Below are 14,329 nucleotides of genomic sequence, written 5' to 3'. Positions count from 1 at the left end.
CGAGGCTCGCGTTCAGGACGTGCGCCTGCGCGCTACTTCTTCTTCAGCGAATCGCGCTTGGCCTTGGCCGCATCAGCGGCCTTCTTCTTTTCGTCAATGATCGACTTGAAATTATCAATCTGGGGCTGGAGGAGGGCCGCTTGTTCCGGATGATCCCGCAAATTCTTCCTGACGTCTTCGCGAGCTTTTTCCGCCTCGACGACCTCACTCAGCTTCGCCTTCCATTCCCGATCGGCTTCGGCGAGAGCCCTGTCATTCTCAGTGAGAGCACGGGGAGACTTCTTGCCATCGTCCGGTGTCGTTCTGCCACCGCTCCGTCTTCCAACGCCGCCGAATGACGACGGCGGCGGGCCGAGGTCGGCGATCTGGGCGTCGGTGACACCGGGATTGACGATGCATCGGCTACGGAACGTTTCGTCCGTCGTGATCTTGCCGCAGGAATAGGTCATCAGTTGGAACAGCCGCGCGAGGTAGCGACGGTTCGGCGTCGGCTCGAGCCCCTTGGCCAGCAGCGCCTCGATCTGGGCCTTCCAGGCCGAGATGTCATCTCGTCCGGTCGCATAGATCGCCGCGAGTTCCGCGACGTCCTGCGCACTCACCATGCTGCCGGGCTCGTTCGGCGAGTTGATCCAGACCTGGACTTCGAGCTCGAGGGAATCGCGGTACAGCGCCGCCGAGACGGTGCCATAGCGCACCGCGTCGGCACCGAGTTGGATCAGGGCGTGGAGGATATCGACGGCCCCGGCCGTACCCGCGATGCCGCCGGTGATATTGCTAATGAGCTTCTGGGCATCCTCGATCGGCAACGCGGCAACGGCTGCGGTGTAGAGCGCGTTGACATAGTCGACCATGATGCTGTCGAAGTAGAAACATGGCTCGCCCGGGTTGTCATAAGCGCATTTCACGAGCTGCTGCGCATAAACGCCCGCACTTCCAATCTGGTATGCGAGTTGATTTCGCTCGGGCGCGCCCTTGGGGCTGATCATCGCGATGCGCGCGATCGCCGCGTGCAACGCGTAGGCGCGCAGCGCGCGCGTCTTCTTGGAATCCGCCTTCCACCAATATTTATCGGCCAGATAATCGACGTAACCGCCGCGATTATCCAACTCCTGACGAACAATGCCGCAACCGCCCACCCACAATGCGAGGGTGAGAACTAAAAATCTATACATAAGGCCGCCCCCCAAGGCAGCGTCAATCAGGACGATAGAAGATCAGACACTTGCTACTTTGGCAAGACGCGCCCTGTGCGCGTACCGTCGCAGCACGCAACCAAGAACGCCGGTGTTGCTCTAAAGGCGCATTTCCTGCGCGATTGCGTGAATAGCAACCGCCATGACACGCCCGACGCAACCATTGCGCGAACGCACAAGCACCGGTGCGCGCGGCAAGGTCCGTGTGTCACCGACGAGACTGCGTCTTGCGACAGTGAGACAGCGTCTCGATCCAGGTTCCGCGATTTCAGCGCATTCGCACGCTTTGCACGCCTCAAACCCCGAAGATTGGCCCGGCAGACGCTGGCACACCGCTTGCTGAAGGCGTGTTGTTAAAGTTCCGGAGCGCGCAAAAAGACGCGTCAACATCAGATGAGGAACCCCATGGAGATCGGCTATTTCACGATGCCTTCGCATCCGCCGGAGTGCGGCCTGAAGGAAGGACACGACTGGGACCTGCAAGTGATGCGCTGGCTCGACGAGCTCGGCTATCAGGAGGCCTGGGTCGGCGAGCACCACACCGCACCCTGGGAACCCAATCCCACGCCGGACCTTCTGATCGCACAGGCGCTGATGCAGACGAAGACGCTCCGCATCGGCCCGGGCGGCTTCCTTTTGCCCTATCACCATCCGGCCGAGCTCGCCAACCGCGTCGCCATGCTCGACCATCTCTCCGGGGGCAGGCTCAATTTCGGCGTCGCGGCGAGCGGCCTGCCGAGCGACTGGGCGATGTTCAACGTCGACGGCATGAGCGGCCAGAACCGCGATATGACCCGCGAAGCGCTGGAGATCATCCTGAAGATGTGGAGCGACCCCGCGCCCTGGACCTACAAGGGCAAGTTCTGGACGGTGACCAAGCCGGACACGATGTTCGACTTCCTCAAGCCGCACATCAAGCCGCTGCAGACGCCACATCCGCCGATCGGCGTCGCCGGTCTGTCGAAGAACTCGGACACGTTAAAGCTCGCGGGCGAGCGTGGCTTCATCCCGATGAGCCTCAACCTCAACCCGGCCTATGTCGGCAGCCATTGGGATTCGGTCGAGATCGGCGCCGCCAAGACCGGGCGCAAGCCGAACCGGGCCGATTGGCGTCTCGTGCGCGAGGTGTTCGTCGCCGACACCGATGAAGAGGCCTGGAAGCTCTCGACCGGCGACATGATGGGCCGGATGATGAGCGAATACTTCCTGCCGCTGCTCGGCCATTTCGGCTTCAAGGACTATCTCAAGCACGCACCCGACGTGCCCGACAGCGACGTCACGGTCGAATATTGCGCCAAGCGGAACTGGATCGTCGGCTCGCCGGCGACGGTCGCCGAGAAGATCGAGGCAATCTACGACGAGGTCGGCGGCTTCGGCGTGCTCTGCGTGTTCGGCTTCGACTACAAGCACAGGCCTGAAGCCTGGCACCACTCGCTCTCGCTGCTCAAGAACGAAGTGATGCCGCGCCTGAAGCATCTCGGCTCAGCGAAGAAGGCGGCTTGACGGAGGCGCGGGTGCGGCGCGATCGTGCCGCACCCGCATTGATTTCGGAGATTTTTGGCGTGAGCGTGGACGCGAAGGATTTCAAGCAGGCGATGCGCCAGTGCGCCGGCGCGGTCGCGCTGGTCACGGTGGGCGCCGAGCACGGCAAGCGCACGGGCCTGACGGTGACGTCGGCCTGCTCGCTGTCGGACAATCCGCCGTCCCTGATCGTGTGCGTCAATCGCAACGCCAGCGCGCATGCGCGCATCCGCGAGGAAGGCGCCTTCGCGATCAACTTTCTGCACGAGGACCACGCGCTGCTGGCGCTCACCTTCAGCGGCCAGAAGGGCGTCAACGGCGATGATCGCTTTGCTTTCGGGCAATGGACACGCGGCGCAACCGGCGCCCCGGTGCTGACGGATGCGGTGGCGGCATTCGATTGCGTGCTGGCGCAGGAGTTCGAGACCAGGACGCATTCGATCTTCGTCGGCGAGGTCCGCGGCGTCTCGCATTCGGATGGGGCCGCACCGCTGGTCTATCTGCGCAGCAGCTTCCACGTCCCTCACGAGATCCGCGGCACCGTGACGGTCGGCGACCTCGATTCGCGGCACCTGAGCTGGAGCGATTTTTCGTAAGGAGCGACATCGGCGGTGCGCTCCCTCGCCCCGCACGCGGGGAGAGGCGAAGCCCGGGGCTCGCTCCTCGTCGCTACTGCGCCGTCTCGATCTTCAACTGCTTGATCTTGCGATACAGCGTGGCGCGGCTCAGCTTCAGCGCGCGTGCTGCTTCCGTCACGCGGCCGCCGTGCTTGCGCAGGGCTTCGACGATCGTCGCGCGCTCGGCAGCTTCAAGATCCGGCTCCTCCCCTCGCCCGCCAAACGGCGGCAGATCGAGGTCGGCATCAGCAATGACACCATGCTCCGCCGTGCAGCCGGCGAGGCGCAGCACGTGGCGGAGCTGGCGCATGTTGCCGGGATAGGGATAGGCCGACAGCAACGTCCAGGCTTCGTCCGAGAGGCGACAGTTCGGCGCCTCCTCGCGCGCGATCTGGCGGATGATATCATCTCTGTCCGCGCGCTCGCGCAACGCCGGCAGCCGCACCTCCATGCCGCGGAGACGAAAATAGAGATCGGCTCGGAACGCGCCCTCTTCCGCCATGCGGCCGAGATCGCGATGGGTGGCGCTGATCAATCGAATATCCACCGGCACCGGCTTGAGCGCACCGAGCGGCCAGACCTCGCGGTTCTCCAGCACGCGCAACAGCCGCGTCTGCAGCGCGATCGGCATGTCGCCGATCTCGTCGAGAAACAGCGTGCCGCCGTCGGCCTGCACGATCAGGCCCTTGGAGCCATCGCGCCGTGCGCCGGTGAAAGCGCCGGCCTCGTAACCGAACAGCTCGGCGTCGATCAGGCTCTCCGGCATCGCCGCGCAATTCAGCGCGACGTAATGGTTGCGCGCGCGGTTGCTCGCCGCGTGAATGGCGCGCGCAAACACGTCCTTGCCGACGCCCGTCTCGCCGTGCAGCAGCACCGGCAGATTGTGATCGCCGATGCTTCTCAGCCGCTTCACGCTTTTGATCAGCCCGGGATCGCGTCCGGCCAGACGATGCAGGGAATCGAAGCGATCGGCGGGCGCATCGCGGCGCGGCGCCTGGGTCTTCGTGCGCAGCGGCGGCGCGACATGGCCCCGGCCGAGCGGACGACCGTCGGCGCGGCGCAGCTCGACGACCTCGTCGGCACTGCGGGCCGCGAGATGGTCGAGCTTGATGTAGCGCGACAGATCGATGCCGGAGGCGATCATGCCGTCGGTGAGGCCGAGCAGCGCACGCGCGGAGCGGCAGGCGCCGACGATGCGGCGATCGTCGTCATAGGCGAGCAGGCCGCTGCCGCCGTCGCCCGGCACGGTGGCGATCCAGGCATCGCGGAAATGGCCGCGGAAGATCGCGCCTTCCATCCGCCGCGTCGCCTCCATCGTCACCGCGAGCGCGAGCTGATGCGCGGCACGCTCCAGATCCTCGCGGCAGGAGGTGATGTTGACGGCTCCCGCAAGCCGCCCGGCCTGGTCGAACAGCGGTGCCACCGCGCAGGAGAACATGTGCCACTGAGCGCGAAAATGCTCGTCGCGATGCACCAGGATCGGCTTCTGCTCGGCCAGCGCGGTGCCGAGGCCGTTGGTGCCCTCAAAGGTCTCGGCGAAGTTGGAGCCGGTGTAGATCTTCCAGTCCAGGAACATCTTGGCGTCAGCTTCGCCCGGCAGGCGGCTGAACAGCATGGTCGCGTTCGTGTCAGCCAGATTGACGCAGTAGCCGGCGTCGCGCAGAACGCGGGCGAGATCGTCGAGCTCGGGCATCGCAAGCCGGATCGTCTCCTCCATCGGCTCGGCGACGTGCCGGATCTCGGCCTCGGTGAGCGTCTGCGGCGGACCCTGGCGGGCGGGGTCGAGCTTGTGGCTGATCAGGCAGCGCCGCCAGGAATTGGCGATCCGCGACGAGGCGTCGACGTCGGCCACATGATTGGCGACGGACAAGACACGGGCGACATGGTTCGAGGCCGAAAGGCTGGCCATCGCGGACGTCTCCACCCTGTATTATTGTGCAAAGTCTGGCACCACAGGCGGGGATGTCAATCGGGAACCGGGACGCAGCTATTGCTGCACTGCCCTCACCACGTGTCGATGCACGGCCGCTTCTTCACCGTCCGCGCCGGCGGCTTCGGCACCGAGCGCAGGCCCGCCATGATCCAGCGCCGCGTCTCGGCGGGGTCGATCACGTTGTCGATCTCGAACACGGACGCAATCGAGACCGCCTTGCCGTTGGCATAGAGCTCGGCGACCTTGTTGCGGTAATAGGTCTCGCGCTCTTCGGGATCGGCGATCGCCTCCATCTCCTTGCGGAAGCCGAGGCGGACATAGCCCTCGAGCCCCATGCCGCCGAACTCGCCGGTCGGCCAGGCCGCGGTGAAGAACGAGGCATGGAAGCCGCCGCCGATCATCGACTGGGCGCCGAGCCCATAGCCCTTGCGCAGCACGATGCCGAACAAGGGCACGGTGAGGCTCGCGCCGGTCACGAACATGCGCGAGACGTGGCGGACGATCGCGGTTTTCTCCGCTTCCGGACCGACCATGAAGCCCGGCGTGTCGCAGAGCGAGACGATGGGCAGGTCGAAGGCGTCGCAGAGCTGGAGGAAGCGCGCGGCCTTGTCGCCGGCATCCGCATCGATCGCGCCGCCGAGATGGCGTGGATTGTTGGCGATAAGGCCGAACGGCTTGCCCTCGATGCGGATCAGCGCGGTGATCATGCCGACGCCGTAGTCGCGGCGCAGCTCCAGCACGCTGTCCTTGTCGGCGACGAGATCGATCACGCTGCGGATGTCGTAGACGCGCAGGCGGTTCTCCGGAATGGCACGGCGGAGCAGGCGCTGGTCGGCGGCCTGCCACTCCGTCACCGCGCCCTGGAAATAGGACAGGTATTTTTGCGCGACGGATGTCGCCTCCTCCTCGTCCTCGACGAGGATGTCGATGACGCCGTTCGGCGACTGGAACGAGGCAGGGCCGACCTCGGCCGGATGATAGACGCCGAGCCCGCCACCTTCGATCATTGCCGGGCCGCCCATGCCGATCGAGGCATTCTTGGTGGCGATGATGACGTCGCAGCAGCCGAGCATCGCGGCATTGCCGGCAAAGCAATAGCCGGAGACGATTCCGATGACGGGAACGAGGCCGGAGAGCCGTGCGAACTGCACGAAGGACGGGCCGTCGAGGCCGGTCATGCCGAGCCGATCGGTGTCGCCGGGCCGACCGCCGCCGCCTTCGGCATAAAACACCAGCGGCACGCGCCAGTCTTCCGCCAAGGTCAGCATGCGATCGATCTTCTTGTGGTTCATGTGGCCCTGCGTGCCCGCGAGCACGGTGTAGTCATAGGCCACCACGATGCAGCGTCCGCCCTCGCCGCCGAACCTGTCGGCATTGACGGTGGCAACGCCCATCACGAGCCCGTCGGCCGGCGTGTTCTTGATGAGATCGTCGAGCTTGCGCCGGCGCCGCTGCGCGGCAATGGCAAGGCTGCCAAATTCCATGAACGAGCCGTCATCGACGAGCTGGGCGACGTTCTCGCGCGCGGTGCGCTGGTTGGTGTTGCGGCGGCGCTCGACCGAGGCCGGCCGGTTCGCATCGAGCGTGTTGGCCTGGCGCGCGATCAGCTCGGCGAGATCCGGGCGGATGTGATCGAGATCGACATCGGTCTCCGCCGCCGACGCGTCGGCCGCAACATCGAGCGGCTCGAGATACATGATCGGCTCGCCATGCATCAGCGTGACGCCGTCGCCGGCGACGAGCTTCATCACACAGCCGCCCTGCTCGGCCATAACGAGATGCTCCATCTTCATGGACTCGATCACGGCCAGTTGCTGGCCGGGGCGCACGATCTCGCCCTCCTTCACCTGAATGGTGACGATGGTGCCCTGCAAGGGAGCGGCGACCATCACAGCGCCTTCCGGTACGATCTGCGTAACGTGGGCCTCAGTGCCGTGGCCACCGCTTCGCTCGGCCGCCGCAAAGTAGAGCGGCCTGGCCGCGCCATCGGCCGCCTCGACCAGCTTGCCGATGTTGCGGTCGATGAAATCGGTCGCGATGCGGTTGGTCCTGAAATCGGGATGCGCCAGCACCGCCTGGAGGAAGGCGATGTTGGTGACGACGCCGTCGATCCGGAACTCGCGCAGCGCGCGCGAGGCTTTCGCGACCACGTCATGCCAGGCCTCGCCCGGCGTATGCACGATGACCTTGGCGAGCAGCGAGTCGAAGGCGGCGCTGGTCTTGTAGCCGGCATAGCCAAAGCTGTCGACGCGCACGCCGGGGCCCGACGGCGGCTCGAACAATGCGAGCACGCCGCCGGTCGGATGCGTCGCGCCCGTCTCGTCCAGCGTTTCCATGTTGACGCGGAGCTGCATGGCATAGCCGCGCGGCTTCGGGATCGCAGCTTGCGCGAAGCCGAGCGAAGCCAGCGAAGCACCGGCAGCGACCGCGAGCTGGGCGCGGACGAGGTCGAGACCGAGCACCTCTTCCGTCACGGTGTGTTCGACCTGGAGCCGGGGATTGGCCTCGATGAAAGCGAAAGTCTCATCGGCGGCGCCGTCGACCAGGAACTCGAAGGTGCCGAGATTGTCGTAAGCCGCCGCCGCCGCAAGCTGCTTTGCCGCCTCGATGATGCGGCCGCGCAAGCCGTCGCTGAGCGACGGGCTCGGCGCCACCTCGACCAGCTTCTGGTGCCGGCGCTGGATGGTGCATTCGCGCTCCCAGAGATGCGAGATCGCGCCATGGCGGTCGCCGATGATCTGCACCTCGATATGGCGCGCCTGCCGGATCAGCCGCTCGGCATAGACGCCGTCGAAACCGAACGCCGCCTTGGCCTCGGACTGGCAGCGCGCAAAGGCCTCCGCGAGATCGGCAGCGCTCTCCACCACGCGCATGCCGCGGCCGCCGCCGCCGGCCATGGCCTTGATCACGATCGCCGCATTGCTGCCGAGCGAGGTGAAGAACGCCGTGATCTCCTCGAGGCTCGACGGCCCGCTGGTGCCGGCGATGATCGGCACGCCGCAGCGCTTGGCCAATTGCCGTGCCGCGACCTTGTCGCCGAACAGTTCGAGCGCGCTCGCCTTGGGTCCGACGAAAATGATGCCTGCGTCAGCACAGGCTTTTGCAAACGCCGCGTTCTCGCTCAGAAAACCATAGCCGGGGTGCACGGCGTCGCAGGAGGCAGCCTTGGCCGCCTTCACCACCGCTTCGATATCGAGATAGGCCCGCGCGCCGCGACCGGGAATTTCGACGGCCTCATCGGCGACACGCACATGCAGCGAGAGCGAATCGTCCGCGGGATGGATCGCAACCGTCGCGATGCCGGAATCGGCCGCCGCCCGCGCGATACGAATGGCGATCTCGCCGCGATTGGCGATCAGGAGCTTCTTGAACGACATCGTCTCTCTCACTCAGAGGGCAGCAGGAAGATCGGGATTGAGGTCCTGCTTCTTCACCTTGCCCGTTGCCGTCAACGGCAGGGCCTCGATGATACGCACTTCCGGGACCTTGTAGACGGCCATGCGCTCGGCGCACCAGGCGCGCAGATCCTGCGCGGAAATGGTGCCGACCGCCTCCGGCTTGAGCTGGATATAGGCCACGGGCACCTGCCCCTTGTCGGGATCGTCGCGCCCGACCACGCCCGAACCCAGCACCTTCGGGTGCTGGCCGAGCAGCGCTTCGATCTCGGGCGGAAACACGCTCATGCCCTTGACCTTCAGCATCTCCTTGCGGCGGCCGAGGAAGTGCAGAAAGCCGTCCTTGTCGATGGTGCCGATATCGCCGGTGCGCAGCCAGCCGTCGATCAGCGATTCCGCGGTCGCCTCCGGCTTGTTCCAGTAGCTCTTGAGCAGCGACGACGTGCGCACGCGGATCTCGCCTTCGGCGCCGAGCGGCAGCAGCGCGCCGGTTTCGAAATCGGTAATTTTGAACTCGGCGCCGGGAACCGGCAGGCCGACGAAGATCGGCTGGTTATTGAGATCGAAATCGTCGTCCTGGAAGCCCGCGGTGAAGGTGTTGGAGGTGTGGGTTTCCGTCATGCCCCAGGCCGCCTCCATCAGGATCGTACCGGTGAGATCCTTCCAGCGCTTGCGATAGTCGGCATTCAGCTTCTTGACGAAGGAGACGACACGCACCTGTTTCAGCGACGACAGGTCGAACTCGCGCCAGCGCGGATGGTCCATCAGCTCGACCGCGCCGTCGACCGGCATCGCCGTGATCGTGACCTTGTACTTGTCGATCGCGGCCATCGCGCCGACGGCGTCCCAGCGCGCCAGCAGGACCAGCGTCCCGCCGGAGTACAGCGGGAAGATCAGGCCGAAGTTTTCACCCGCAATCCAGAATTCCGGAAAGAACGACAGGAACACGCTGCTCTCGTCCGACAGCACCGAGATGCCGTAATTGGCGGCGGCCGTATAGACCATGTCGCGATGCGTGTGGACGCAGCCCTTGGGCATGCCGGTGGTGCCGCCGGTGTAATTGAGCGCGGCGACATCATCGAGGCCGGGCGGGGGCAGCGGCATGGGTGCGGGCAGCGCGGCGAGCGCCGGCAACAAATCAGTCGCGCCTGCGACCGCGATGCGCGGCGTGCGGATCGAGTCCGGCGCGGGGAACGTCGGGGTTGCGGGCACGACATCGGCAAAGCTGGTGACGATGATCTCGCGCAGCTTCACCTCGCCCCTCACCTGCTCGACGACGGGGATCAACTGGTCCAGCGCCACGATCACTTCGGCCTGGGTGTCGTTGAGCTCGTAGGACAGCTCGAACGCGCGCGACAGCGGGCTGACCGGGACATGCACCGCGCCGAGCTTCAAGATTCCGAAGAACACGATGTGGAATTGCGGGCAGTTCGGCAGGAACACGGCGACGCGATCACCCTTGCGCACGCCCTTGGCCTGCAACAGTGCCGCGAAGCGGTCGCTCTGCCGGTCCAGCTCCGCATAGGTGGTGACGTGCCCGTAGAAGATCACCGCAGGACGTTCGGGGCTGCGCTTCGCCCAGGCGCGCAGATATTCCGTCAGGGGAACTTCACCGTGCAGATAATTCGGCGAACGCGGCAGGCCCTTCGGCCAGGCCTTGTCCCACAGGCCGCGCAAGGTGGCGAGGTAATCCTTCTCGGTGAGGCCTGCGCTCATGGCGTCGTTCCCGTGCTGCTTTTCTTGTCGCGGCGGCACGCGCGTGCCATCACTCGATGTCGTTACACGTCGAGCACGGCAGAGTTGATGTCAAGGAAAACAGTTTTCCGCAGCATGGCCGATGCCGCGGCGCGGAAAAAACCAGACGTCACGCCGTGACGAGACGAATGATCCGCCGCACAGCCGCCGGGATCGGCGCGATGACAGGGACAGCGAACATCGGCTGAAGCTCGCGCGCGGCCTCGCCGAGTGGCCCGCCGCCGATGATGATCGCTTCCGCCCCGTCCTGCGTGATGCAGGCCTCGACCGCGCCGGCAAGGGCCGCGCGCAGCCGCGCCGGATCGCGCATCAGCTCATGCGGATCGCCGCCGGCGAAGCGCGTGCCGGTGTAGCGCGAACGCAATCCCAGCGCCTCCGGCAGGGCGTCGATCTTCGCTTTCAGCAGCGGTGTCGTGGTCGCGACGCCGAAGCGACGGCCATTCTCGGCCGCCTCCAGCATCGAGGACTCGCCGATGCCGACCGCAGGCAGCTTCAGCTCCGCCTTGATCCCGGCAAGGCCGGGATCGCCGAAAGCCGACACGATGATGCCGTCGCAGGAATTCCGATGCGCCCGTGCGATCTCCTCGACCTCTGGCGCAGCCGCATCCAGCGTCTCCGCCGACACGATCATCATCGGCGCGCGCGTTGCCGTGGCGCCGTCGATGTCGAAACCGTCGACGACCGCAGACTTCGCGATCGACACCATCATCGCGGTCGTCGCCCCGTTGCTGTTCGGATTGATCAGGAGAATGCGGCGGCCGGCCATGCTATCCGCCTGCCCGCGCCCGCGCGCCGATCTCCTGGAAGATCGCGGTGAGCTCATCGACCTCGTCCTCGCCCTCGCTCGGCCTGATCCGCTGCTCCATCTCCTCGATGTGATGGCGCATGGCATGGATCGCGCCGGTCTTGTCGCGGGCGAGGATCAATGCGCCGATGTCGGGGTGTGCATCCGGCGAGCAATCCGGCTCGCCCGGCTGCTCGAAGGTCGCAATCGCCAGCGAGGTCCGCAGCATCAGCTCGCGCGACATGTCGAGCAGCACCTTGTTGCCGGCGAGCTTGGCGACCAGGATGTGGAATTCGGCCGTCAGCGACAGCGAGGCCCAGCGATCGTTGCGATCGTGCTTGGCTTCAAGCTCCATATGCGCCTTCAGCGCGGCCTTGCCTGTCTTGTCCAGCCGATCGATCGCAGCCGCGACGGTGGCGGTCTCGATGATGCGGCGCGCGGCAAAGACATCCTGCGCCTCTTCCCAGCTCGGCCTGTAAACGAAGGCGCCGCGATTGGGGATCTGCATCACGACCTTGCGCGAGGCGAGATGGGCGAGCGCCTGGCGGATGTGAATCCGCGTGGTGCCGAACGCAGCCGCGAGCTTGTCCTCGCCGAGTTTGGCGCCAGGCTTGAGCCGCTTCTGGCTGATCGCAGTCAAAATGCCCTGCACCACCGGATCGTCGTCGATGCTGCGCAGATCGACGGCTTCCGGCTCCGGGCGTTTCGGCTCAGGACGCTTCGTCTTGCGCTTGAGAGGGCGGCTTCGCTTCATGTCTCGCTTTTACAGGATTCTGGAACGTTGCCGGAGCCCGTTTTTTGCACAAATTGGCGATCACACTGTTTACAATATAATCAATAAATTGGCGCCAATTTTTGGCGCCTAAAAATTAACACAGCATCTCCAACATCTTAGCGAAGAGCCCGCTCTGGCACGGCGATTGCTAACCCTCCTCGCGCTGAGACAACGCGAAGGATGGAGCTGACGTTGAGTGACGTGCGCGGACATTCGCTGGATCTGAGGGGCATCGGCCATGCCTTCGGCGCGACCGTTGCGCTGGACGAGATCAATCTCGCTGTCGCAGCCGGCGAGCTGATCGCGCTGCTGGGTCCGTCCGGCTGCGGCAAGACCACGATGCTCCAGATCATCGCGGGCTTCCTGCGCCCGTCGAAAGGCGAGGTTCGTTTCGACGGCGCGCGGGTCGAGCACATCCCGGCCAATCGCCGCCGCATCGGAATGGTGTTCCAGAACTATGCGCTGTTTCCGCATCTCACCGTGTTCGAGAACGTCGCCTACGGATTGCGGGCGCGCAAGACGGCGAAGGACGTGGTCGCGGCCAAGGTCGAGCAGATGCTCGGGCTCGCGCAGATGGCCGCGTACGCGCGCAGGCTTCCGGGGGAGCTGTCCGGCGGCCAGCAGCAGCGCGTGGCGCTGGCGCGTGCGCTTGCGATCGACCCGGGCCTCGTGCTGCTCGACGAGCCGTTCTCGGCGCTCGACAAGAATCTGCGTCTCGACATGCAGATCGAGATCAAGAGCCTTTTGAAGACCTTTGGCGTCACCTCCATCATCGTCACGCACGACCAGGAGGAGGCGCTGTCGATGGCCGACCGCATCGTCGTGCTCAACAAGGGCCGCATCGAGCAGATCGACAGCCCGGATGCGCTCTACGACCGCCCGGCGAGCCTGTTCATCTCGAGCTTCATCGGCCACACCAACCTGCTGCGCGGTACCGTGACCGAGACGGATCGCGTGCAGCTCGATGCAGGCCCCGAGATCGATCTCGGCCGCTCCGTGCAGCGGCGCCGCGGCACACCGGTGACGATCTCGGTTCGCCCGGAGAATATCGCATTCGGCGGCGGCGAGCAGCCGGGCGCCATTCCCGTCACGATCCGCGCCACCGTGCCGCTCGGCGCGGTCAGCGTCACCGAAGGCATCACCGCGAGCGGCGAGGCCGTGAAGATCAGCCAGGCTCGCGCCGCCGGCATCGCAAGGGCACAAGCCGGAGAAGCGGCCTGGCTCTCAATCTGCGACACCTCGCGCGTCAGCGTGTTCAGCACGCCGGTCGACGGCGTTCCAGACCATCAGCAAAGGAGTGTTTGACATGAGCCTAAACAGGAGATCGCTGCTCACCTCAGGTTCGGCCGCACTGGCGGCGGCAAGCCTGGGATGGCCGACATCATCGCGCGCCGCCTCCTCGATCGTGGCGACGACCTATCCCGGCAGCTTTGACGAGGCCTTTCGCTCGGTGGTCGGGCCGGCCTTCAAGAAGACCAGCGACGGCGGCGTCACCTTCACGCCGCTGCTCGGCGTCGACCAGATCGGCAAGATCCAGGCCTCGCGCAACGCGCCACCCTTCGACGTGGTGCTGTTCGACGAGGGGCCGCTGATCCCGGCGATCGCGAGCGGCGTGCTGGAAAAATTCCCGGTCGAGCAGTCGAAGTCATATGCCGACATTCCAGGCGCATTCCGTCATCCCGACGGTTACGCGCCTGTCATCACCTGTCAGTTGATCGGCATCGCCTACAATCCGAAGAAGATCACAACGCCGCCGACCTCGTGGGAGGATCTGTGGAAGCCGGAATACAAGGGGCGCGTCGGCATCACAGGGCTCGGCTCGAGCCTCGGCACCGCCTTCATGGTCGAGATCGCAAAGCTGAACGGCGGCTCCGAGACCAATATCGAGCCGGCCTTCGACGCCATCAAGAAGCTGCTGCCGAATGTCGGCGCGATTGCGGCTTCGCCGGGCGCACTGGCCGCACTGTTCCAGCAGGGTGAGATCGATATCGCCTTCAATTTCTGGAACAACGTGGCGCTGCTCGCCGCCAAGGGCGTCGACATCGCTTTCGCCAAGCCGAAGTCCGGCGCCGTGGTGATCCGCACCAGCGCGCAGATCGTGAAGAACAACCAGGATCCGAAGGCCGTGCTCGACTATCTCGACACCGTGATGTCGGTCGACACGCAGAAAGGGCTCGAGGCTTCGCCCTGGGTGATGATGCCGACCAACGGCAAGGTGGCTCTGACCGGCGCGAACCTCACCGTCGCCAAAAGCGTCGACGATCTCGTCGCCAACAATGTCCTGCTCGACTGGACCAAGTTCCAGGCAATGCGCGGCGAATGGATCACCCGCTTCAGCAAGGAAGTAAAGATCTAA

At 65.3% G+C, this 14,329-nt stretch carries 10 protein-coding genes; 4 read left to right on the top strand and 6 right to left on the bottom strand.

What is annotated here, in order from left to right:
• Positions 1–32: 32 nt before the first annotated feature.
• On the bottom strand, positions 33–1,172 hold the full coding sequence (locus PMI42_RS16400) for a hypothetical protein (protein ID WP_008135987.1): 1,140 nt from the start codon (positions 1,170–1,172) through the stop codon (positions 33–35).
• A 426-nt stretch (positions 1,173–1,598) separates the two neighbouring features.
• Here PMI42_RS16400 and PMI42_RS16395 point away from each other — a divergent pair, with 426 nt between their 5' ends.
• Positions 1,599–2,696 (top strand): LLM class flavin-dependent oxidoreductase, encoded by a 1,098-nt coding sequence (locus tag PMI42_RS16395; RefSeq protein ID WP_008135986.1) that lies wholly within the window; start codon positions 1,599–1,601, stop codon positions 2,694–2,696.
• A 59-nt stretch (positions 2,697–2,755) separates the two neighbouring features.
• Entirely contained in the window at positions 2,756–3,310 is a 555-nt protein-coding gene (locus PMI42_RS16390) for a flavin reductase family protein (protein ID WP_035965855.1), read from the top strand.
• A 73-nt stretch (positions 3,311–3,383) separates the two neighbouring features.
• Here the strand turns inward: PMI42_RS16390 and PMI42_RS16385 are convergent, their stop codons facing one another.
• From PMI42_RS16385 to PMI42_RS16365, 5 genes are all read right to left on the bottom strand, one after another.
• Positions 3,384–5,240 carry a sigma-54-dependent Fis family transcriptional regulator gene (locus PMI42_RS16385; protein ID WP_008135984.1) on the bottom strand — a complete coding sequence of 619 codons (1,857 nt, stop codon included), beginning with the start codon at positions 5,238–5,240 and terminating at the stop codon, positions 3,384–3,386.
• Positions 5,241–5,335: 95 nt separating this feature from the next.
• Positions 5,336–8,641, bottom strand: a complete 3,306-nt coding sequence (locus PMI42_RS16380) for an acetyl-CoA carboxylase family protein (protein WP_008135982.1) — start codon at positions 8,639–8,641, stop codon at positions 5,336–5,338.
• Between the two features lie 12 nt (positions 8,642–8,653).
• Positions 8,654–10,375: an AMP-binding protein gene (locus PMI42_RS16375; protein ID WP_008135980.1), complete on the bottom strand. Its 1,722-nt coding sequence runs from the start codon at positions 10,373–10,375 to the stop codon at positions 8,654–8,656.
• 148 nt (positions 10,376–10,523) lie between these two features.
• The gene (locus PMI42_RS16370) at positions 10,524–11,180 is read right to left on the bottom strand and encodes an aspartate/glutamate racemase family protein (protein WP_008135979.1); all 657 of its coding nucleotides are present in this window, start codon (positions 11,178–11,180) and stop codon (positions 10,524–10,526) included.
• A 1-nt stretch (position 11,181) separates the two neighbouring features.
• Complete coding sequence (locus tag PMI42_RS16365; RefSeq protein ID WP_008135976.1) at positions 11,182–11,952, bottom strand: GntR family transcriptional regulator; 771 nt, start codon at positions 11,950–11,952, stop codon at positions 11,182–11,184.
• Positions 11,953–12,153: 201 nt separating this feature from the next.
• Between PMI42_RS16365 and PMI42_RS16360 the strand changes: the two genes are divergently transcribed.
• Together PMI42_RS16360 and PMI42_RS16355 are read left to right on the top strand one after the other, a co-directional pair.
• The gene (locus PMI42_RS16360; RefSeq protein ID WP_008135974.1) at positions 12,154–13,278 is read left to right on the top strand and encodes an ABC transporter ATP-binding protein; all 1,125 of its coding nucleotides are present in this window, start codon (positions 12,154–12,156) and stop codon (positions 13,276–13,278) included.
• A gap of 1 nt (position 13,279) precedes the next feature.
• Positions 13,280–14,329, top strand: a complete 1,050-nt coding sequence (locus PMI42_RS16355; RefSeq protein ID WP_008135971.1) for an extracellular solute-binding protein — start codon at positions 13,280–13,282, stop codon at positions 14,327–14,329.

Source organism: Bradyrhizobium sp. YR681, assembly GCF_000282615.1.
GTDB lineage: Bacteria > Pseudomonadota > Alphaproteobacteria > Rhizobiales > Xanthobacteraceae > Bradyrhizobium.
This window is presented reverse-complemented; position numbering and strand designations above follow the sequence as displayed.